Source organism: Luteolibacter flavescens, from assembly GCF_025950085.1.
GTDB classification, from domain to species: domain Bacteria; phylum Verrucomicrobiota; class Verrucomicrobiia; order Verrucomicrobiales; family Akkermansiaceae; genus Haloferula; species Haloferula flavescens.
The window spans coordinates 822,774-844,296 of record NZ_JAPDDS010000001.1 but is presented as its reverse complement, the minus strand read 5'-3'; the positions used below and the strand labels follow the sequence as shown (position 1 = coordinate 844,296).

Genomic DNA, 21,523 nt, shown 5'->3' with positions numbered 1-21,523 from the left:
GGTCAGTAGTGGGACGAAGTGGTGACCCGCTTCAGCACCTCCAGTTCCTGGAGCATCTTGCCGGTGCCTTCCGCCACGGCGCTGAGGGGGTCCTCGGCGACATGGACCGGCAGGCCGGTTTCTTCCCGGAGAAGTCGGTCGAGCCCCCGCAGGAGGGCACCTCCGCCCGCCAGCACGATCCCGCGGTCCACTAGGTCCGCGGCGAGTTCCGGGGGGCAACGCTCCAGCGTCGTGCGAACCGCATCGACGATGGTGGAAAGGGGATCTGCCATGGCCTCGCGGATCTCCTGCGAGGTGATGGTGATGGTCTTCGGCAGGCCGGCCACAAGGTCGCGGCCCTTCACATCCATGGTGATTTCCTTCGGCAGGGGGGCGGCGGAGCCGAGGCGGATCTTGATGTCCTCGGCGGTGCGCTCGCCGATCATCAGGTTGTAGGCCCGCTTCATGTAGGAGACGATGGCCTCGTCCAGTTCGTCACCGGCCGTCCGCACGGAGCGGGCGAAGACGATGCCGCCCAGGGAGATGAGCGCCACCTCCGTGGTGCCACCGCCGATGTCCACGATCATGTTGCCGGAGGCATCCATGACGGGCAGGCCCACGCCGATCGCGGCGGCCATCGGCTCTTCCACGATGTGGACCTCGCGCGCGCCGGCCTGCTCGGCCGACTCGCTGACCGCGCGGCGCTCCACCTCGGTGATACCGGAGGGGACTGCGATGACCACGCGCGGGTTGTTCCGCCGGCGGTTGTTCGCCTTGCGGATGAAATGACGAAGCATGGCCTCGGTGACCTCGAAGTCGGCGATGACCCCGTCCTTGAGCGGGCGGATCGCGACGATGTTGCCGGGCGTGCGGCCCAGCATGCGCTTTGCGTCATCGCCCACGGCCAGCACCTCATTGGTACCCGCCTTCACGGCGACCACCGAGGGCTCACGCAGGACGATGCCCTGATCCTTGACGTTGACGAGGGTATTGGCGGTGCCGAGGTCGATGCCGATGTCGTTGGAAAACCAGCTGCCGAATAATCGAGCAAACATTTAATGGTGAAAGGATTGGAAAGGAAGAGTGACGGTCATCAGAGTCCCGGCGCGGCACCGTCCGCCGATTGCGAGGGTTCAAAAAATTCGGCCTTCCCGACGAATCGGGAAGGCGGCGGACTATGGCGATTTGGCCCCCGCCGGGTCAAGCGGGAATCCCTTGTAATACAAAGAGCGATGCCCGGTGGGAAATGCAGGTGGGTCACTCACCATGAAGGTATTGGGTAAGTGCCGCGGGCCGGTGTGTGCCAGCAGCGGCGTCTGCTTATTTTGGGTCTGCGAAATTATCGCTTATTTCGGATCGATTGCGATCCTTGCCAACTCAAGCGCGATCTCCCTCATCGCCCGATCGCGGGTCATCCGGCTCTCTCTTCCTCCCTGTCCGGGCATGAAAAGAACCCTGTGCAATCCGGTTGGAGTGTGGTCCATGCAACTGCCGTCGCCGCCTTGGCATCTCGCAATGGTGATGACCAGATCCTCATCTCGGAAGGGTAGATGTGCGGAGGTTAGAAGGCCTATTGCCAAATCCGCCGCCTCTTCCAAGGTCCAGCCTTCTTGATAGTCCGTTTCTCCAAGAATGGCAGGTGTATGAATTCCCCATCCTAGGTTGGTCGGAAACAGGGATATTAAAGCTTCTTGGTCCGCGTTTATTCCGACTTCATTGATGGGAGAGCCACAAGTCACTGTTTCTCCCAGTGTCCCGTGAAGCTTTCTCGCTGGGAAGCCGGCTCGACGGATCTTCTCGACGGCTTCATCGAGATTCATTTCGCCCGAGCCTTCGTCAGCGCTGTCATATTCTCAAGCCAGCACCGGCCCGACCGCGGCGTGGCGGGTCAGGAACTCATCGGCGAGGCTGGCGTAGGCATTCGCGCCGATTCCTGTCGGATCGTGCTCAAAAATGGTCTTCGCGTAGCTCGGTGCTTCGCCGAGGCGGATGGTCCGCGGGATCACCGTGCGGTAGAGGGCGTCCGGGAAATAGTTGCCGACTTCATCGACGACCTGCTTCGCGAGATTCGTCCGGCCGTCGAACATCGTCATAACGATGCCTTCCAGCTTCAGTTCCGTATTCGCCCCGGAGTCGCGGATCTGGTCGATGACGTGGACGATCTTCGCGAGACCTTCGAGGCCGAACCACTCGCACTGGAGGGGAATCAGGATCTCGTCCGCGGCGGCCAGCGCTGAGGTCATCAGCACGCCGAGCGAGGGCGGGGTATCGAGGATGCAGACGTCAAAGAGATCGTTCGGCTTCAGCCCCTGCAGGTGGGTGCGCAAGCGGGTGAGGTGGTCATCACCGCGGGCGAGCTCGATTTCCACACCCGCCAGATCCATGTGGGAGGGGATGAGAGAAAGATTCTCGCGGCCGGTGGGGATGATCTTGTCCCGGACATTCGCCTCGCCGAGCAGGGCGGGGTAGACGGTGCCCTCGCCATCGCACTCGATGCCGAGGCCGCTGGTGGTATTCGCCTGCGGGTCGAGGTCGATCAACAGGGTACGTTGCCCGCGCAGGGCGAGGGCAGCGGACAGGTTGAGCGCGGTGGTGGTTTTCCCCACGCCTCCCTTTTGATTTGCGACAGCGACGACTTTCATGAAGCGGCGAACAGCGGCGCGCAGTCTTCCGGCCCGATGGCGCGGTGGCAAACAAAACCGTGACGGCGGCGGAAATCCATCCCTGCCCGGATGATCTCCCGGAGAATCTCGGCTCTTGCACCGCGCGGCGGCATCGCGGACGGATGGCGCGTGACCGAAGAAGAATCGTCCCCGCCGACCCTCCAGAAGCGCATCGCCCTCCTCCTGTGGCTCGTGCCGCTCGGTCTGGTGATCACGAGCTGCATCGGCCTGTGGCTGCATTTCAAGGCCAAGGCCACAGCGGCGCAGGTCGAGCAGGCGCGCTTCACCACCTCCGTCAGCGATGATGTCCTGCGCGACGACATGCAGAAGGTGCTCGGCTTTGTGGGCGAGCGCCACGTCTCCAGCCCGGCAGGCATCCAAGGGCTGAATCGTGCGGCGGCGATGATCGAGGGCTCGCTCGGCCCGGCGAATGCGGGCTATCGCATGGAAAGCATCGCGGGGCCGGATGTGAATGGCTCGCGCTGGCCCATCCTGATCGCGACCGTTCGCGGCAGCGATGAGAAACAACCGGCGCTGTGGCTCGTGGCTCCCTATGATTCGCGTCCGGGATCGCGGGGAGCGGAGGCAAATGCCAGCGGGGTGACCAGCCTGATGGCTGCGGCCCATGCCCTCGCGAATTCCAAGCCGGTGCGCCCGGTTCACTTCGCCTTCATTCCCCATGCCTACGACGGGGAGTCGCCCGTGATGGAGATCCAGCAGCAGCTCGCCGAACGCATCGGCAAGGCTGGCACCGTCCTCGTGGTGGAGTCCACCGGCGCGGCAGGGACTCTTATGATCAGCTCGCGCGATGCGGGGAATGCTGCGCTTACGAAAGCGGACGGCCTTGGCGAGGTGGTAGGTGCCGAGGCGATCTGCCTGGAAGACGATTTCGATCCATCCGCTACCTTGTTCGAGCTCGGGCTGCCTGCGGCGCGTGTGGCCACGCGGCCCGTGGTGAAGGCGGACGAGGCGGATGCCACGGCTCCCGATCCTGCGATTCATGCATCCGCGACGCGTGCATTGGTGGCATTGATCGAAAGATTGTCGGATAATTGAAAAAACGTCTTGCACCGTACCGAGGCAGCCCCTACCAAGCGCGCACGTCGCCGCCGGTGAGGCGGAGACGAGGAAAACGAGGGGCATTAGCTCAGTTGGTAGAGCACTTGCATGGCATGCAAGGGGTCAGCGGTTCGAATCCGCTATGCTCCACTCCTCGCTTCCTTTCGCCTCTGTCTGGCGAGAGTTGATTTCTTCCATCACGGCTCTTTTCGTGTGTCCGGACCGCTGGTTCCGGTGAATCACATTCCGGGATTTGGGCTTGGAAATGCCGGCCCTGCGGGCTGAATCGCGGCATGTTCAGCGCCAGCAAACTCACCGAGGATCAGAAGTCAGCCCTGAAGCAGTGGGCCGCGGAAGGCGCCAGCATTGCCGACCTCCAGAAGCGACTGAAGGAGGAGTATGACATCGGCATCACCTACATGGACGCCCGCTTCATGGTGCTGGATCTCGGCATCGAACTCGTGGAGCCACCGAAGGAGGAGAAGAAGCCCGAGGAAGAGATCGCCAAACCCGTGCCGACCGGCATGGTGACCGTGGAGATGGACAACATCGCGCTGCCCGGTGCGCTGATTTCCGGCAAGGTCACATTCTCCGACGGCGAGACCGCCATCTGGATGCTCGACCACCAAGGCCGCCCCGGCCTCGATCCGGATACCCCGGGCTATCGCCCGACGCAGGAAGATGTGGTGGACTTCCAGAAGCAACTTTCCGAGATGATCCGGAAGAAAGGATACTAACTGTAACGTGGAGGTCAGGATTGATCGTTACAAACAGCGACTTATCTCAATTCCGCTTTCTTCTTGATGAGTGAAGATGGGCGGGATTGAGATCCTGCCCATGCGGCTCAAGCTTATCGCAATTCTGGCGCTGGTTGTTGGTCCTATCCTTGCCTTCATGGGCTTCAAGGAGAGGCAGCGTATCGGCAAAATCGAAACGGAAGGGGTGGAGGTCGTCGGCGTGCCGATGGGCGGGGAGATGAAGAAAGGCCGGAAGGGTGCCAAGACCTACACGATCACGGTCAAGTATCCGGATGCGAACGGCGCTCCGCAGGAGAAGGACTTCAAGGTCAAGAGCGAGTATTTCAACTCCATCAGCGATGGGGATTCCATCACTGTTCCCATGGTGAAGGTGAAGGTTCTCGCGGATCAGCCGGACGAGGCCATCATCGTGGGTGGCTCGGATGACGATCGCATCATGTTCCCGGTGGGCATCGGAGCCTTCGTCCTCGGCGGCATCGGCACGGTCTTCATGTTCCGTCCGCGCCGCGCTTGATGTGTTCAGATAGTTTTCACGAAAAGGCCCCGGCGGGAGATTCCCGACGGGGCCTTTTCCTTTTCGAAGATGCTCAGTTCTCGCGCAGCTCGATGCGGAAGAACTGCCTCGGATCCGCCACGGGGAAGGGGATCTCGATGAGGCCGCCGGGGACAGGTAGGCCTTGGTTCTGCGGGATGTCCCATGGCATCCACTGGTTCAGGTCGGTGGACGTGTCGATGCGGTAGGAACGGTTCGCCGGCAGGGTGAAGCCGAGCTTCGGAGGAGCGGTGGAGATCAGCGGGCGGAAGGCGCTGCTGCCATTGTTCGGATCGGTGCCCGCGAGAAATTCGTCGTGGTTGCTGATGCCGTCGCCGTCGGCGTCCACCGTGGGCTCGCCGAGAGGATTGTTGGCGGGCTCGAAATTCGAAGTACGCCATTCATCGTAGGTCTGGCGGTTCGCCAGTTCGCCATTGATCCAGTTCGTCAGAAGCGTGACGTTCGCGGAGTCGATCACGTTCGTGGCGAGCGGTGGCATGCGGGTGAAGCCGCTGGTCATCGCCATGCGGTGGAGGACGATGGAGTTCGCGGTATTGCCGGGCACGACGAGCCTGTTGGAGGAGTTGCCGCCGTTGTTGCTCGCGGTGCCGTTCACCAGATTCGTCAGGCCCAGCGTGAGCTCCGAGCGGCCGTCCCATGATGCGGGAGCGGTGCCGCCTGCCTTGTGGCAGTACGAGCAATTCACATCGAGGTAGGATCGCACGCGCGCCTCCAGCGAGACCGTGGATTCATCCGGTCGCACATGCCGCGGCAGCAGGTTCGGCGAGCCGGGATCGTTGCTGAGATAGCCCTGCTGGCGGAGAGTCGTGAGCTGGTTTCCGGAGAAGCCCGCCATGTCGCTGCTGAGGTTGAGCTGGCGGGTATTGAAAGAAAGCGCGTGGCCCGCCTGCGGAGTGTGGCAGATCATGCACTCGGCCCGGCTCGGGATGCGCCAGGTCTGCGGGGCGGGATTGCCATTCTCGGTGACGTTCAGCGGGAAATTCACGCCGCCATCCTCGACCAGCGTCGCCTCCGTGCCTGCCTCGTTCCAGCGGTAGCTCACGCCATAGGCACCGCCCGCGTTTTTCACCAGCAGGCGTGTCTCGATCCGCTTCTTGCTCGCAGGCACCCCGCGCTGCATCTCCATGTCGAAGTGTTTCACCCAGATGGTGCCCGCGGGCAGCGTCCAGAGTCCGTCCTTCGACCATGTGAATTGGGAGGTTCCATTCGGCACCACCATCCAGCGGCGCTTGATGGCGTGATCGCTCCAGAAGAGGAGATTCACGTCGTAAGGCACCAGCCCGGGCGAGGGCGAGAGATCGCCGAGATCGGCGAAGAGTCCGGTGGCGGAAAGCGTCGCCGGATAGCCGGTGAGATTCGTCGTGGTGGTGAGGCGGCGGACCACGCCATCCGCGAGGTCCGCGAGCAGCAGGTCGCCATTCGAAGGATCCACGCCGAATGCCGAGATGCCTGCCTCACTCGCGATCCGCTGGCGGTTCGCGCCGGTCAGGTCCATCGCCCAGATATTCCCGCTGCCGTAGTCGGCGAAGACATACTTCCCGGTGAGCGGCGCGATGCGGGTGCCGCGATAGACCCGGCCGCCCGTGACCGAGTAGCCATCCGAGCGCGGATACTCGCTGATGGGCGGGACGTGGTAGGCGCTGTCGAAGTTCGCGGGCATCGTCGGGTTATTCGTCCGTGGTCCCGTGATCGTGCCCTCGCGGTAGACCCAGCCGTAGTTGCTCTTGCGGGTGATGATGTTGATTTCCTCACGCGCGCCTTGGCCGACATCGCCGCACCAGAGCGTGCCGGTGACCGGGTCGAATGACATGCGCCATGGATTGCGCAGGCCGGTTGCCCAGAATTCCTTTCGCACCGTGCCGGTGACGTTGCTGCCGTTGTATTGCCCGTTCCAGTCGCCGCCTTCCGCGGTGAGCACGTAGGGATTCGTTTTCGGGATCGCGAATTTTGCGGGAGTCGGGATCGCCGCATGGGCGGTCGGCTCGATGCTCGTGGTCATGTTCCGGTCCACGTCGATGCGAAGGATGCCGGAGAAGAGGTCCTTGTTGATGAGTTGGCTGTTGAGGCGCGTGTCGTTCGCCGCGCCCTCATCGCCGACAGAGATGTACAGGTAGCCATCGGGACCGAAGTGCAGGTCGCCGCCATTGTGATTTGGCTCCTGGTCGAGCTGGTCGATCAAGATCTCCTCGCTCGAGGTGTCCGCGACATTGGTGTTCCCGTCCATGGTCGTGAACCGGCTGACGCGCTGATAGAGTGTGCCGCTCTTGAGCAGCGAATAGAATACGTAGAACTGGCGGTTCATCGCGTGGTTCGGATGGAAGGCCAGGCCGAGCAAGCCGTGCTCGTCACCGAGGTTCGTGTTGTTCACGAAATCCTCGTTGCCCCGGGCGTCCACCAGTTGCTTCAGGTTGAGGAAGACGCTGGAAGTCGGGGCGGTGGCGCTGACGTCATTCACCACGCGGATGATGCCGGTCTTTTCGACCACGAAGAGTCGCTGCGTTTCTCCCGGTGGCGTGGCGAGGCAGACCGGTTGGGTGAAGGTGAGGCTTCCCAGCGCATTCGGCAGCGCGTAGGCGGTGGCGGGTGCCGCAGCCGGGACCTGGATGGCGGGATTTGCGAACTTGAGCGAGTTGGAGAAGCTGACGGTGACCGTGCCGGTGGACGATTGCCCGGTGCTATTGGAGATGCGGTAGATGAAGCTGTCGCCCGCGGGCGTGCCCGTCGTGTGCGTGTAGAGGATGCTGCCGTCGCTTGATACTGTTGCCGTCCCGGACGTGGGTGGCGTGTCGATGGTCATGGTGGACCGCACGATCTCGCCGGAGTCATTTGCGAGCACGTTCACGCGCGCTTTCGTGCCGTGCAGCATGGTCACGGCGTCGGCGGTCACGGCAGGCGCGGGGAAGTTCGTGTTCGGGCCCGCGAGTGCGTTCGCGGAGATCTGCGAGGGGGTGAGGACGTGGTCGTAGAGACGCACCTCGTCGTAGCTGATGTTCGCGTTCGAGTCGTCCGTGAACTGCGAGCGACCGAGCCAGTTGTTGAGGTCGCTCAGTTGATGGAGACGGAAATCCGTGTCGAGCGTCGCCATCTGCCCGCCATCTCGATACCAGGTCAGGCGACCGCCGGTGGCGGCATTCGCACCGACACCGGACTGGAAGGTGAGCACGTAGTGATAGCGGCTGCCGAGTGTGGTGTTGATCGCGTTGTTCACTCCCAATTCGCCCCCGCCGTCATTCCGTGCGGCGAGGCGCTGGTTGTTGAGACCGCCGTCGCGGGAAATCGAGAGCATCAGATTGTCGCGGGAGTTCGTCCCGCCACCGGGAGCGCCCGAGGTGTTGCTGATCTCTCCGGTGCCTGCCGTGTTCATGGTGCCGAAGTCGAACAAGCGCTGCCACGTCTTCGTGGAAACCGGCGTGGCCCAGACCTCCACGGTCAGGTTCGTCTTCGAGGAGATGATGCCATTTGGCAGGTCCACATAGGCCGAGATGTTGACAGCCGAGGCATTGCCATTCGTGGTGCCTGGCAGCGTGATGGTCGTCCCGTTCCGCGCGGCACCCGTGCCGACAATCGTGGCCGGGGCGGCGGAGATGGCATCGGGGATCACGGTGCCATTGGTGGCGGCGCCGGTGCTGTTGAAGGTCCAGCGGTGGGTGACGTTCTGACCCTGGGCGCTGGCCAGGAGTGCGATCAGGAAGATGGGTTTCCGCAACATCGGGCGGGACCGTAGTCCGATAAATCGGAAACGCAAAAGACTTCGGGTGGCGGACTCCTGTCAGTTTTCGTGGAGCTGGATGCGAAAAAACTTCTGCGGATCCGCGGCAGGGAAGGCGATCTCCATCAAGCCGCCCGCCACCGGCAGCCCCTGATTTTCCGGGCTGTCCCACACGGACCAGGTGCCGAGATCGTCCGAGGTCTGGATTTGGAATGAGCGGTTCGCCGGAAGTGTGAAGCTCAGAAGAGGCAGTGTCATGGAGATCTGGGGGCGGAAGCTGCTGCTGCCGTCCTTCGGATCTGTCCCGGCGAGGAATTCGTCGTGGTTCGAGACGCCGTCGCCATCCGCGTCCGCATTCTCTTCACCGACGGGGTCATCGTGAGGCTCGAAATTCTCCGCGCGCCAGTCGGCGTAGATTCGTCGTCGCTCCAGTTCGCCATCGATCCACTCGGTGAGAAGCGCGACGCTGGCCGCATCGATCACGCTGCTGCCCAGCGGCGGCATGCGGGTGAAGCCATTGGCCCCGGCCACACGATTGAGCACGATCGAGTGCAGAGCATCGCCCGGCACCACGAGTCTGTTCGCGGGATTGCCGCCGTCGTTCGTGGCGTCGGAATTGATGAGGCCGGTCGCCGCCAGCGTGAGTTCGGGGCGACCGTCCCAGTGACCGAGCGCGGTGCCGCCATCCTGATGACAATACGAGCAATTCACCGCGAGATAAGAGCGCACGCGCGCCTCCACGGAGTAGGCATCTTCGTCCGGCCGCAAGTGACGCGGCAGGAGATTGGGCGAGCCCGGTCTGTTAGAGAGATAGCCCTGGTCGAAGAGAGTCGTGAGCTGGTTGCCTTCGTGGCCCGCCATGTCGCTGCTGAGATTGAGCTGACGGGTATTGAAGGACAGCGCGTGCCCGGCCTGCGGCGTGTGGCAAATCATGCATTGGCCTCGCGCGGGGATGGTCCACGTCTGCGGAGCCGGGTTGCCATTCTCCGTCACGGCGAGATTGAAGCTCTCACCCGCGTCACCGACGAGCGATGCTTCCGTGCCCGCGGCATTCCACCGGTAGCTGACGCCGTAGGCTCCGTTCAGGTTCTTCACAAGCAGCCGCGTCTCGATGCGCTTTCTGGTGGTTGGATTGCCGCGCTCCATTTCCATATCGAAGTGCTTCACCCAGATGCTGCCGGTTGGCAGCGTCCACTCGCCGTCCTTTGACCAACCGAAGGTGGCATTCGCATCCGGCACGGTGAACCAGCGGCGCTTGATCGCATGGTCGCTCCAGAAGGGGAGATTCACCGAGTAAGGCACGAGTCCCGGCGCTGGCGTGAGGTCTGCCACACTGCTGAAGAGTCCCGTCGCCGAGAGCGTGGACGGATAGCTGCTGGAAGCGGCCTGCGAAACGATACGGAGGATCTGGCTGCCGCTCTCCACGGCGATGAGGACGTCTTGATTCGACGGATCGACGCCAAAGGAAGAGATGCCACCGCGGCTGAAGATCCGCGTCACCCCGGTGCCGTCGAGGTTCATCGACCACACGTTGCCGGAGCCGTGGTCGGCGAAGAGGTATTTGCCATGCAGCGAGCTCACCCGGCCTCCGCGATAGACCACGCCGCCGATGATGCAGTCGCCGACGAAGTTCCCGGAGCCGCTCTGGGAGTAGTGATAGACCGGATCGATGGAGGTGAAGCCCGCTGGCGCGGGCGGGTGGTCGGCGTCGTCCCACGGTCCCTCGAAGGGCCCTTCGCGATAAACCCAGCCGTAGTTGCCGCCCTTCACGATCTTGTTCACCTCCTCGCGCTTGAAGCCGCCCACGTCGGCGCACCAGAGATCGCCCGTCGCGGGATCGAAGGAGAAGCGCCACGGATTGCGGAGACCGGTCGCCCAGAACTCGCTGCGGACATGACCCGCCGCGACCGGTAGGCCATTGAAAGTGGTCGCACCCACGAAGGGGTTGTCCGCCGGCACCGAGTAGCGTGCGATGCCATTGTCCCGCTTGATCGCATCCACGGTCGATTCGTAGGCGGGATTTGGCTGGGGATTCGGTTCCAGGTTTCCCGGCTTCTTGTCCACGTCGATGCGGAAGATCCCGGAGAAGAAGTCCTTGTCGATGAGCTGGGCATTGAAGCGCTTGTCGTTCTGCCCTCCCTCGTCGCCCATGCTGTAGTAGAGGTAGCCATCGGGGCCGAATTGGATGCAGCCACCGTTGTGGTTTCCTTCCTCGTCGCGTTGGTCGAGATAGACGATTTCGCTGGTGGTATCGGCGAGGTCGGGATTGCCTGCCTGCACCTTCATCTGCGAAAGGCGGTCGTGGAGCGGGGGATTGTTCCCGCTGCCGATGCCGGCGCTGTAGGCCAGATAGAAATAGCCGTTGGCAGCGTGGTTCGGATGAAAGGCCATTCCGAGCAGGCCCATTTCGGTGTCGTTCGTGCGGAGTCTTTCCCCGCCTCTCGCGACGAGCATGGCGGCCACATCGAGGAAGAGCAGCTTGGTGGGCGAGGCCGCGGCGACATCCGGGATGAGCCAGATTTTTCCCCTCCGCTCGCAGACGAAGAGCTTGTTGCTATTTGGCGGCGAGGCGATGCACACCGCTCCGCTGAAGGTCAGCCCGGGCAAGGCATCCACCAGTGCGAGGCTGGTCGCAGGCGGGGTGGGCGGGACATTGAGGGAGGGATTTGGCTGACGCAGCGGCAGCGGACCCGCCGCGGACGCGAGGACGCAAGCTAGCAGCACCGTCGGGGGGGAGATCCGGCACATGGCTACGATGCAGATGCAGCATGGGTGCCAAGGACTAGATCTTTGTCAATCAACCTGCGGGTGCATTTTGAGATGCCTACGGGACCCCCTGAAGCTTGACAAAGGGGGGCTCTCCAAGGTGCCTCGGCGGCGTGAAAAGCACGCGCTTCCGCAGGTTCGCCCGCGGCGTCGGATTCCTGACGCTGGCGGTCGTGCTGTGGCTCTGCGCGGTGGCGTTCAGGATCGTTTCCTTTGGCGATGACGACCGGGCGCGTCCTTCGGATTGCGCGATCGTGCTCGGTGCCGCGGCCTATGGCAGCAAGCCCTCGCCGGTCTTCGCGGAGCGCATCAATCACGCGGTGGCGCTCTACCAATCGGGCAAGGTGAAGCGCCTGCTCTTCACCGGTGGCAGCGTCATCGATGCGGACCAGTCGGAGAGCGCGGTGGCGCGTGTCCACGCCATGGCGGCGGGCGTCCCGCCGGAGGCGATCCTCACGGAAAGCAAGTCGCGTACGACGGAGCAGAATCTCCAGCAGGCGAAGAACGTGATGAAAAAGCACGGTCTGAAAACCGCGGTCATCGTCAGCGATCCGCTGCACCTCAAGCGTGCCGCATCGATGGCCTCGGACCTCGGCATCGATGCGGTCACTTCACCGACTCCCACCACGCGCTATCGCACGTGGAAGGTGAAGGCGGGCTTCCTCATCCGCGAGGTCTTCTATCTCCACGGCTACTGGTTCACGGGCAAGTAGCGATCACCGGGCCGGGGCCTGCTTTGCCGAGCGAAAGCAGATGACCGACGCGATGAGGGCCACGAGCCCGACGATGCTGACGGTCAGCCCGATGGCTGTCGCGATAAGCGAGCCACCGATGTGACGTGACAGTTCGGAAGCATCGCCGCCATCACTTTCTCCGAGCTCCGAGAATGCGAGGGCCATGCTCGTGGCCGACATGCCAATGCCGACCAGAGGAGGAATGACGGTGAGGGCGACCGAGATCCAAATCGCTCGCTTCCAAAAACGGCGACGGGCCACAACCTCCGCAGATTCGGGTAGAACGGCGGGAGCTTCCGGCGGGAGGTAAGGCTGAGTCATGGCATCAATCAGCCTTCCGCTTCGTCCTGCTTCACCTTGGGAGCGATCGCGTCGATGATTTCCAATGCTTCCTCGTCGAGCGGGGAGGCATGGAGTGCGTTCAGCGAGTCATCGAGTTGCGCCACGGTGCGGGCACCGATGATGGCGGAGGTCACGGCGCTCTGGCTGAGCACCCAGCGGAGCGCGAGGTGCTGGAGACTCATTTCGCGATCCTCGGCGAAGCGATGCAGCGCGCGGATCTTCTCGATCTGCGCATCCACCTGCGACGACTGGAGGAAGCCTTCCGAGCGTGCGGCGCGCGAGCCTTCGGGGATGCCATTCACATACTTGCCCGTGAGCATGCCTTGGGCGAGCGGGCTGAAGACGATCGAGCCGATGCCCTTTTCCTCCAGCCAATCATGGATGCCCTCGGTCTCCGGCCAGCGGTTGAGGATGGAATATGGCGGCTGGTAGATCAGGCAGGGGACGCCCATGTCCTTGAGCAGCTTCACCGCCTTCTTCAGCATCTTCAGCGGATACTTCGAGAGTCCCACGTAGAGCGCGCGGCCGGAATTCACCGCGGTCGCCAACGCGGACATGGTCTCCTCCAGCCGCGTCTCCTTGTCCGGGCGATGCGAGTAGAAGATGTCCACGTAGTCGAGGCGCAGGCGCTTCAGCGATTGGTCGAGCGACGAGAGGACGTGCTTGCGCGAGCCCCACTCGCCATACGGACCGTCCCACATCTGGTGCCCGGCCTTCGAGGAAATGATCAGCTCGTCACGATGCGCGGCGAAGTCCTCCGAAAGGATGCGTCCCACATTCTCCTCCGCGCTTCCGGCTGGCGGACCGTAGTTGTTCGCGAGGTCGAAGTGGGTCACGCCGCGGTCGAAAGCGCGGCGCAGGATGGCGCGAGCCTCGTGCTGGTCATCGACGTGGCCGAAATTGTGCCAGCAACCGAGCGAGATCTCGGGCAGCAGCAGTCCGGAATCGCCGCAGCGGCGGAAAGGCATGCGGCCATCATAGCGGGTGGGATCGGCGGAGTACATGAATAGCGGGTGGTTTGAAAATCGGGATGCAGCTCGCTTCATCCGGCAGCGGAATCGCGAGCGGCTTTTTTGATAAGGTGATTCGGATTGATCACGAACTCGAATTTCAGTCCGTCGGGATCCGTGAAGAAGGTCGCGTAATAGCCTTCGTTGTATTCCGGGCAATCGCAGGGTGCGTCTTCGATGGTGCACAGCCCCTTTTCCGCGAGTGGAACGAGTACCTCACGGTGGAAGCGGTCCACGTCTTCCCGGCTTTCCGCACAGAAGGCGATGTGGCAGTGGTGCCCGAGGGCTCCGCGCTGGTGCGGCACTCTTTTCAAGGGATCGCGAACCTGACAGATGCTGATTTCGTGGGGCGTGTCGAGATCCCACCTCTTCCAGTCCTCGAAGCCGTAGTCTGCACCATAGCTGCTATCGCCCAGCTCATAGCCCAGATAGCGGAACATCGCCGTATAGAAAGGCGACGAGCGCGCCACGTCCCTCACATTGATGATCATGTGGTGGAGAAGGCCTCTTTGGGACATGGGAGCAGGGTTGCGAGGGATCAAGGGTTGCCACCACGGCGCGGGACGAAAGCCATGGCAATCAGCTCCGGCGAAATCGTTACAACGATACCGGATAGAAAGGCCGAGTAATACCAGATGGGGTCGACACGAGCTGAAGTGAACATTCCTATGCCGAAGATAGTCAGGAATATGTGGCCCAGCGTGATCACCACACCCAGATAAACAAGGCAGTGTTTGAGGGGCCTGTTATCCACACGGGAGATTCCAACGAAGATCAGGGGGAGTGCTGGCAGGCAGGACGTCTGCAGCAACAGGAAAAGCATAGAGGAGGTTGTCCCGCCGGGACGAAATCCAAAACAGTTCCAGCCATGGGCTGCGATATTGGCAGCCATGGCGAGCGTCACGATCACCGCGACTCCGATCAGGAGTCCAGGACGGAAACGTGGATCGCGGGTCATGATCTCAGAGCGACCGCAGCGCGTCGATGCGCTTCAAGGTCGGTGGGTGCGAGTAATCGAGGAAGACTCGGAAGGGATGCGGCGTGAGGTTCGAGAGGTTCTTCGCGGAGAGCTTCTTCAGGGCGGTGACGAGTGACTCGGGCTTGCCGGTGGCTTTGGCAGCGTAGGCGTCGGCCTCGAATTCATGCTTCCGCGACCATGCCGCGGCGGCGATGCCCAGCAGGCGGCTGACGGGAGAGAAGAGCAGGCCGAATAACACCAGCCCGACGTGCGCCGAGATCGTCTTCACGCCGAAGGCATCGAAGAGTTCGCGGGAGAATTTCCCGCCGTCGATGACGAGACCGAGCAGGAAGAAAAGTGCGGCCGCCTGCACGACCGAAACCACGAGGCGCTGGACGATGTGCCTCAGCTTGAAGTGACCGATCTCGTGCGCGAGTACGGCGACGAGTTCGTCCTGCGTCTGCTCCTCGATCAGGGTGTCGTAGAGTGCAATCTTCTTCGTCTTGCCGAAGCCGGTGAAGAAGGCGTTCGCCTTGGTCGAACGCTTCGATCCATCCATCACCGAGATTTCCGCGAGCGGGAAACCGCACTTCTTCGCCATCGCGTGGATGGCCTGGAGCAGCGGGCCGTCTTCCATCGGCGTGAACTTGTTGAAGAGCGGCAGGATCAGCGTGGGCGCCAGCCAGGTGAGGAAGAGCTGGAAGGCGACGAAGAATCCCCACGCCCACAGCCAGGCATTCGCGACGTGGCCGAAGATCCACAGGATGCCCGCGGCCATCGGCAGGCCGATGAGTCCGGCAAGCAGCAGGCCCTTGATCTGGTCGATGATGAAGGTCTTTGGCGTCGTCTTGTTGAAGCCGAATTTCTCCTCGATGACGAAGGTGTCGTAGATCGAGAAGGGGAGGTGCACCAGCGTGTGGCCGAGGAAAAGCAGGCCGAGGAAAACCAGCCCGGCGGGAATCTCCCCGGTCACGAGACCGCGTGCGACGCCATCCAGCCAGCCGAAGCCGCCGAGGATCCAGAAGACCAGCAGAAGGCCGAGGGAAAAGGTCGAGTGGATGATCTCAAAGCGCGCGGACTCGCGGGTATAGGCCTGCGACTTCGCATAGCGCTCGGCGTCGAAGACATCCGCGAATTCCGCCGGGACCTCAGGCGAGAGGGCTTTCAGATTCAGCAGGGTGGCGATGAAATCCAGCTTCCACAGCGCGAAGAGCGCCAAGAGGATGAGGAGGGCAAGGGTGTTCCATTCCATGGGCGGCAAAGGATGTACCCGGCCCGGCGAGGTGGATAGTCGTTTTTGGAGCATTGCCAGAGGGCGGGAAATCGGGCGGATAGTGCCATGCGATTCCTCGCTCCCGTCCTCTACCTGCTCCTCGCGAGTTGCGCGGCCATCTCCGCGAAAAAGCACACCTATGCCCGCGGCGCTGCCGTGCCGGTCAATGGAGCACAGGTCTCCCTGAGCGTGAAGCCCGAGGGCACGGCGGGCGGGACCTTCGTCCTCAGCGCGATGGTCGTGTCAGGCGGCATGGCCACGCTCGACGGACCATTCCGCTGGCGGATCGAGGCGCAGGGCGAGCCGGGGAAGCAGCAGGCGCTGGTGATCCACCGCCTGCGCACCACCACGTCCGTGACGAAGCGCGACGAGTGGTATCCGGCGAAGCACCTCGGCCGACGCGCGGAATTTCGCACGTTGAAAGGCGAGCCTGCATTGACCCGGGCCGTCTTCGAGATCCCGGGCTATCTGGAAGTGAAGCCACGGGAGGACGGCGTCCTGACCGTGCTGGCGGACGTTTCCGTGGAGTCGGAGGGCCGGTGGGAGCGCCGTTTGCTGAAGTTCCGGCTCGATCCCGCGGAGAAGCGCGAGGACGAGTTCATCTTCCTGCCCGCGGAGATCGTCCGGGGTATCGGGAGCGATCCTGCGGATTGGGAAGATCCCGGTTGGGATTGAGCGTTGCCGAGGGCCTCGCCAAGTGCTTCATTTCCCCCAGATCGCCGTGAGTCGCTTCATTTCCCACCTACTTTTCGGTGCCCTTGCGGCGACCGCCTCGCCGGCGCAGGAACTTGCCGCGGTCGCAGAGACCGGTCTGCCCGGCGGCTCGGCCACGGATGCCTCGATCTTCACGCGGCGGGACGCGCGGGCGATTACTCTGTCGATCCCCGCACCGCGCGGGATGATCCTTGACCGGAATGGCCAGCCATTTGCCCAGAACCGCGTGGCGTGGCAGCTTGGCATTCAGTACCAGCAGTTTGAGAAGGCCGACCGGGACTTCGTGGTCGCATGGGGCAGGGCACGGATCGACAAGGCGAAGCTGCTCGTGCCCGGGGTGAGCGAGCCGACCGATGACGAGCTGTGGAACCACTACCGCGAGCGTCGCTGGCTGCCGCTGCTCATTTCCACACACCTCGACAAGGCGCTGAAGGAGAAGATCGAGTCCGGTCTCGGCTCCGGCTTGATCCTTCATCCGGTCTATCAGCGCTACTACCCGCACGGCTCGCTGGCCGCGCACATCGTGGGTTATACCGGCAGCGTCGGAAAATTGCCGACCGGCCCGATCAATTTCAACGAGCCGCTCTGGGAGGAATCCGAGGGCCGCGCCGGTCTGGAGTATCTCTTCAACAAGGAGCTGAGCGGGCAGGCGGGGATGAAGAAGCTGCTCTACGACGAGCACGGCCGGAAATTCCCCGAGGAGCAGCCGAAGCGCCCGCGCCCGGGTGGCAGTGTCATCACCACGCTGAATCTCGACTGGCAGAAGCATGCCGAGGATGTGCTGCGCAAGCACGCGCGTCGCGGTGCCTTCGTCCTCATCGATGTGAATACCGGCGAGGTGCTGGTGATGGCCTCTCGCCCTTCCTTCGACCTGAACGAGTGGATCCCCGGCATCTCCGCGAAGCGGATGAAGGAACTGGAGGAAGATCCCGCCACGCCGCTCTACGGCCGGGCCTTCCAGTCCGCCTATCCTCCGGGATCGTGCTTCAAGCCCATCGTCGCGCTGGCCGCCCTAGATTCGGGCGAGGTCACCCGGAATACCCTCATCGACTGCCCCGGCGCGCTCACCATCGGCAATCACACCTTCCACAACCACAACAAGAAGGGTGCTGGCTCGATCAACGTTGTCCAAGCCCTCGCGTCCTCGAATAACATCTGGTTCGGCAAGGTGGGCATGCGGCTGGGTGCGAACAATTTCCTGAATACCGCCCGCCGTTTCGGCTTCGGTGACAAGACCGGCCTGCCCCTGATCGGGGAGAACGCGGGCAATGTCCCCACGAACGAGTGGATGCTCGCGGTCGAGAAGCGCCGCTTCAAAGACGGTGACGCCTTTAACATGTCCATCGGCCAGGGACCGCTACTGGTGACGCCATTGCAAGTGGCGCAGTCGATGGCGGGCATCGCGAACGGGGGCGTGCTGCCCCAGCTCCACTTGGTGAATCAGGTGCAGGATCCGTTTGGCCGCGTGATCGAGCAGGCGGTGCCGAAGCGCCGCAACTGGCTCGGTATCGACGAGAAGGCGATCGAGGCAACCCGTGAAGGCATGCGTGCGGTGGTCGATGGCGGCACCGGTCGCGCTGCCGGGCTGAGCTTCACCGAGCTCTGCGGCAAAACCGGCACGGCCCAGTGGAAGATTGCGAACAAGACGAACCTCGCATGGTTCGCCGGCTTCATGCCTTACGACCAGCCCCGCTTCGCCTTCGCCGCGGTCTATGAAGGCCGCCCGGGCGAAAATCCCAGCGGTGGCAAGAACGCCGCGCCGATCGTGAAGGCTTTCTTCGAGCCGCTTAAGGAAGAGATCAAGGAGATCATCGCCCCGGCACCAAAGGCACTGGAAGTGATCGACGAATCCGTCATCGCCCCAAAGGCAGGCGCGGTCACCGAGGAAGAAGCCGCGGCAGGCGAGGGGATCATCAACGAGATTCCCGATGGCGAAGTTCTCGACCCGGCGGCGCAGTCGAGCGGCAACGAAGCCGACGTGCCCCCGGTTCCGAAGGCGCTGGAAGTCGATCCCTCCGAACTCGAGTTTCCGGACGAAGTAGAGGACTGAAGGCCAAGCTGCGGAGCCTCCCCGCCGGGCACCACCGGCGGGCGGAGAAGCATTTCGCAAGATGAAGCGGGGATGTGTCAAAACTCGCCGCTTTCGAAGCTGGACGTGGCCCGACTTTGGCGGCAGATACCCGATGCCCCGCGGCGCGGGGCTTTTTTTACCTACCGACCCAAGTCACGATCATGGATATCCAAATTGCCACCCTTTGCGACTTCGCCGCTGACTACAACGGCAAGCTCGTCATCTCCGGCACCTTCGACACTCTCGCCGCCCGCCAGCTTCCGGTCGTGCATCCGAGCTGCAGCCTCGCTCTCCGCTTCTGCTTCACCCCCGAGGACTCCGGCCGCCACAAGCTTTCCATCAATATCATCAACGAGGACGGCGAAGCCCTCGACCCGAAGAACATGCCCATCGAGCCCGAGTTCGAAGTGCAGCTTCCCCCGGGCGTTCCTTTCCTGACCCGCAACGTGATCCTGAACCTCCAGGGCCTCCAGTTCCCGAAGGGTGGCATCTACTCGGTCGATCTCGGCTGCGACGGCGAGCTGCTCATGCGCCTGCCGCTCCGCATCGTCCAGGTCCAGGCCCAGCCGCAGGGTGAACCCGTTGCCTAAGACGTGTCTCTGACCCGTTACTCCTGTGCCCTGGTGACCGGCGCTTCCGCCGGCATCGGGGCCGAGTTCGCCCGCCAGCTCGCACCCCGCTGCGAGACGCTGGTGATCATCGCCCGTCGTGCGGAGCGTTTGGTCGAGCTGGCCGGTGAGCTTGAAGACCGGCATCCCGGTCTCCGGGTGATGCCGATCGAGGCTGACCTGACGGATGCCAATGCGCGTCTCCAGGTGGTGGGCCACCTGTTGTCAAAGGGGCTCGTTCCGGACCTGCTGGTGAACAATGCCGGCATGGGCGACTACGGTGAATTCGTCACCTCGGACTGGCTGAAGGTTGAGGCGATGCTCCGGCTGAATGTCGAGGCGCTGACCCATCTGACGCACGCGCTCCTGCCCTCGATGATCGAGCGGAAACGCGGATCCATCCTGAATGTCAGCTCGTTGGCAAGCATCGTGCCGATCCCGGACTTCGCGGTCTATGCGGCGACGAAGGCGTATGTGAGCAGCTTTTCCGAGGCGCTTCGGATCGAGGTCCGCGACCATGGCATCCGCGTGATGGCGCTGTGCCCCGGCCCGGTGCATACCGAATTCGGTGAGGTGGCAGGCCGCCAGCCCGGCACGGACTTCGGTGCGCGCGAGTGGTTCTACGTTCCCCAGGAGCAGGTGGTCCGGGAAGGGATCGCCGGTCTGGAGAATGATAGCCCGCGCGTCTATCCCGGATGGAAGGTGGCGGCTGCGGCCGTCGGCATTTCCCTGCTCCCGCTGGCAATCATCCGCATTGTCATGGCCACGCGGCCACGGAGGTGAGGTGACATCGTTTTCGCTTCCGATCGCGGGCGGCTGCATCGCAGTTGCCCGCTTTCGTTTGGCCCACTAGCGTCTTCCCGATGTTTTTCACGCTGGTTCTGGCGATCTACCGTCTGCTGCTGCCCGTCTATCTGCTGGTGGCCATGCCGGGCTGGCTGGTGAGGATGGGGCAGCGGGGGGGCTTCGGCAGCGGCTTGCGCGAGCGTTTTTCCATCTACAAGCCCCCGCTGGAAGACGAGCCCTGCGGACAGGTCCACCTGCATTCGGTGAGCGTGGGGGAAACGATGATCGCGGTAAAGCTGATCCGCGCGTGGCAGACGCGCGAGCCGGGCAAGCGCTTCGTGCTGGCGGTGGGCACAGCCACGGGCCACGCCGTCGGGGTGGAGGCCGCATTGCCGGGCGTCCGCGTCACCTACGCGCCGGTGGATTTCCGCCTCTGCGTGAAGCGCTATCTGGATCGCTTCGAGCCCGCGCAGATCGTGCTCGTGGAGGGGGAAATGTGGCCGCATCTGATGCTGGCCTGCGGGAAGAGGGATATCCCCGTGCGGCTGGTGAATGCCCGCATGTCGCCGCGCTCCGAGCGCCGCTATCGCAAGCTCGCGCCCGTGGTGAGCCCTCTTTTCAGCAAGCTCAATCTGGTCGCTGCCCAAGAGGCCGCCGACCTCGGGAGGTGGAGCGCCTTGGGCGTGGCCGAGGATCGCATCTTCGTCTCGGGCAGCTCGAAATTCGATCCCGGAGCCGCTGCGAAGCCAACGCAACGGCCTGAGTTCGCTGCCATGCTGGAGGCTTTTGGCAAAGATCGCCCGGTCGTGCTCGCAGCCAGCACGCACGCCGGGGAAGAGGCGTGGCTCGGCAAGGTCGTGCGCGAAACCGGCGCGCTGTTCGCGGTCGTTCCCCGGCATGCCGAGCGCCGTGCTGAGGTGAAGGCGGATCTGGAGAAGGAGGCCTTCAAGGTCGTGCTCAGGTCCGCTTTCGAGCTTCCCTCCCATGCCGCGGACGCCTGCCTCGTCATCGATAGCACCGGCGAGCTCCGCGACTGGACTGCTCATGCAACCGTGGTCGTGATCGGGAAAACCATCCTCGGCACCGGCGGGCAGAATCCTGCGGAGGCGATCATGGCGCGTCGTCCCTTGCTCTTCGGACCTCACATGGAGAATTTCGAGCCGCTGGCATCGTCGCTGGTGGCTGCCGGTGGTGCCGTCCGTTTTCGTGATGCCGCGGAGTTCCGTGATGCCCTCGAACGATTGCTCCGGGATGAGGCGCTCCGTAAGTCGTCGTGTGACGCTGCTGCGGGGGTTCTCCAAGGGCACGACGGAGCGACCGCCCGCATCCTCGATCTTCTGGAAAAGCCTCCGATCTACTGGCGGAAACGGATCAACTTCGGGTGATTTCCTACAAATCCGGCATCCGGACTGGCACAGCCGGTCATGTGACAGGTGGAACCTGTTTCGACAGACGAGGTGGGCTCTGAGTTTCCAAGGGCTTCCAGTCTTTGCTTCTGCGGATTCCCAGGCATCCGGTGCAGCATTTCGCCGATGCTCAG

19 protein-coding genes and 1 tRNA gene are annotated in these 21,523 nt (G+C 63.1%); 10 read left to right on the top strand and 10 right to left on the bottom strand.

Annotated features, from left to right (window positions below; genetic code table 11):
• Positions 1–2: 2 nt before the first annotated feature.
• The 3 genes from OKA04_RS03525 to OKA04_RS03515 all read right to left on the bottom strand — a co-directional run bounded on the left by OKA04_RS03525 (position 3) and on the right by OKA04_RS03515 (position 2,621).
• Positions 3–1,034, bottom strand: coding sequence for a rod shape-determining protein (locus OKA04_RS03525; protein WP_264499742.1), 1,032 nt, complete (start codon positions 1,032–1,034; stop codon positions 3–5).
• A gap of 291 nt (positions 1,035–1,325) precedes the next feature.
• A complete protein-coding gene (locus tag OKA04_RS03520) occupies positions 1,326–1,799 on the bottom strand; it encodes a hypothetical protein (protein ID WP_264499741.1) in 474 nt (157 codons plus the stop codon).
• Positions 1,800–1,832: 33 nt separating this feature from the next.
• On the bottom strand, positions 1,833–2,621 hold the full coding sequence (locus OKA04_RS03515) for a ParA family protein (protein WP_264499740.1): 789 nt from the start codon (positions 2,619–2,621) through the stop codon (positions 1,833–1,835).
• 90 nt (positions 2,622–2,711) lie between these two features.
• Here OKA04_RS03515 and OKA04_RS03510 point away from each other — a divergent pair, with 90 nt between their 5' ends.
• The 4 genes from OKA04_RS03510 to OKA04_RS03495 all read left to right on the top strand — a co-directional run bounded on the left by OKA04_RS03510 (position 2,712) and on the right by OKA04_RS03495 (position 4,973).
• Positions 2,712–3,698: a M28 family peptidase gene (locus OKA04_RS03510; RefSeq protein WP_264499739.1), complete on the top strand. Its 987-nt coding sequence runs from the start codon at positions 2,712–2,714 to the stop codon at positions 3,696–3,698.
• 80 nt (positions 3,699–3,778) lie between these two features.
• Positions 3,779–3,851: transfer RNA gene (locus tag OKA04_RS03505), tRNA-Ala, on the top strand.
• Between the two features lie 143 nt (positions 3,852–3,994).
• Complete coding sequence (locus tag OKA04_RS03500; protein WP_264499738.1) at positions 3,995–4,438, top strand: hypothetical protein; 444 nt, start codon at positions 3,995–3,997, stop codon at positions 4,436–4,438.
• Between the two features lie 100 nt (positions 4,439–4,538).
• Positions 4,539–4,973, top strand: a complete 435-nt coding sequence (locus OKA04_RS03495; protein ID WP_264499737.1) for a hypothetical protein — start codon at positions 4,539–4,541, stop codon at positions 4,971–4,973.
• A gap of 73 nt (positions 4,974–5,046) precedes the next feature.
• On the opposite strand, the gene OKA04_RS03490 is transcribed toward OKA04_RS03495, so the two are convergent.
• Complete coding sequence (locus OKA04_RS03490; RefSeq protein WP_264499736.1) at positions 5,047–8,721, bottom strand: PQQ-dependent sugar dehydrogenase; 3,675 nt, start codon at positions 8,719–8,721, stop codon at positions 5,047–5,049.
• A 60-nt stretch (positions 8,722–8,781) separates the two neighbouring features.
• On the bottom strand, positions 8,782–11,469 hold the full coding sequence (locus OKA04_RS03485; RefSeq protein ID WP_264499735.1) for a PQQ-dependent sugar dehydrogenase: 2,688 nt from the start codon (positions 11,467–11,469) through the stop codon (positions 8,782–8,784).
• Positions 11,470–11,600: 131 nt separating this feature from the next.
• Here OKA04_RS03485 and OKA04_RS03480 point away from each other — a divergent pair, with 131 nt between their 5' ends.
• Positions 11,601–12,200, top strand: coding sequence for a YdcF family protein (locus OKA04_RS03480; RefSeq protein ID WP_264499734.1), 600 nt, complete (start codon positions 11,601–11,603; stop codon positions 12,198–12,200).
• Between the two features lie 3 nt (positions 12,201–12,203).
• Here the strand turns inward: OKA04_RS03480 and OKA04_RS03475 are convergent, their stop codons facing one another.
• Genes OKA04_RS03475 through OKA04_RS03455 form a run of 5 tightly spaced genes read right to left on the bottom strand, consistent with a single transcriptional unit; the run spans position 12,204 to position 15,783 of the window.
• Positions 12,204–12,542, bottom strand: a complete 339-nt coding sequence (locus tag OKA04_RS03475; protein ID WP_264499733.1) for a MotA/TolQ/ExbB proton channel family protein — start codon at positions 12,540–12,542, stop codon at positions 12,204–12,206.
• 8 nt (positions 12,543–12,550) lie between these two features.
• Positions 12,551–13,567, bottom strand: a complete 1,017-nt coding sequence (locus tag OKA04_RS03470) for an aldo/keto reductase (RefSeq protein ID WP_264499732.1) — start codon at positions 13,565–13,567, stop codon at positions 12,551–12,553.
• Positions 13,568–13,605: 38 nt separating this feature from the next.
• Positions 13,606–14,091, bottom strand: coding sequence for a VOC family protein (locus OKA04_RS03465; protein WP_264499731.1), 486 nt, complete (start codon positions 14,089–14,091; stop codon positions 13,606–13,608).
• Between the two features lie 20 nt (positions 14,092–14,111).
• Positions 14,112–14,531, bottom strand: a complete 420-nt coding sequence (locus OKA04_RS03460; protein WP_264499730.1) for a hypothetical protein — start codon at positions 14,529–14,531, stop codon at positions 14,112–14,114.
• A 4-nt stretch (positions 14,532–14,535) separates the two neighbouring features.
• Positions 14,536–15,783: a M48 family metallopeptidase gene (locus tag OKA04_RS03455; RefSeq protein WP_264499729.1), complete on the bottom strand. Its 1,248-nt coding sequence runs from the start codon at positions 15,781–15,783 to the stop codon at positions 14,536–14,538.
• 87 nt (positions 15,784–15,870) lie between these two features.
• Here OKA04_RS03455 and OKA04_RS03450 point away from each other — a divergent pair, with 87 nt between their 5' ends.
• From OKA04_RS03450 to OKA04_RS03430, 5 genes are all read left to right on the top strand, one after another.
• Positions 15,871–16,479, top strand: coding sequence for a hypothetical protein (locus tag OKA04_RS03450; protein ID WP_264499728.1), 609 nt, complete (start codon positions 15,871–15,873; stop codon positions 16,477–16,479).
• 46 nt (positions 16,480–16,525) lie between these two features.
• A complete protein-coding gene (locus OKA04_RS03445) occupies positions 16,526–18,568 on the top strand; it encodes a peptidoglycan D,D-transpeptidase FtsI family protein (protein WP_264499727.1) in 2,043 nt (680 codons plus the stop codon).
• 182 nt (positions 18,569–18,750) lie between these two features.
• Positions 18,751–19,179, top strand: coding sequence for a DUF6941 family protein (locus OKA04_RS03440; protein WP_264499726.1), 429 nt, complete (start codon positions 18,751–18,753; stop codon positions 19,177–19,179).
• A gap of 3 nt (positions 19,180–19,182) precedes the next feature.
• Positions 19,183–19,980, top strand: a complete 798-nt coding sequence (locus tag OKA04_RS03435) for an SDR family NAD(P)-dependent oxidoreductase (protein WP_264499725.1) — start codon at positions 19,183–19,185, stop codon at positions 19,978–19,980.
• Between the two features lie 80 nt (positions 19,981–20,060).
• On the top strand, positions 20,061–21,368 hold the full coding sequence (locus tag OKA04_RS03430) for a 3-deoxy-D-manno-octulosonic acid transferase (RefSeq protein WP_264499724.1): 1,308 nt from the start codon (positions 20,061–20,063) through the stop codon (positions 21,366–21,368).
• The last annotated feature ends 155 nt before the right edge of the window (positions 21,369–21,523 follow it).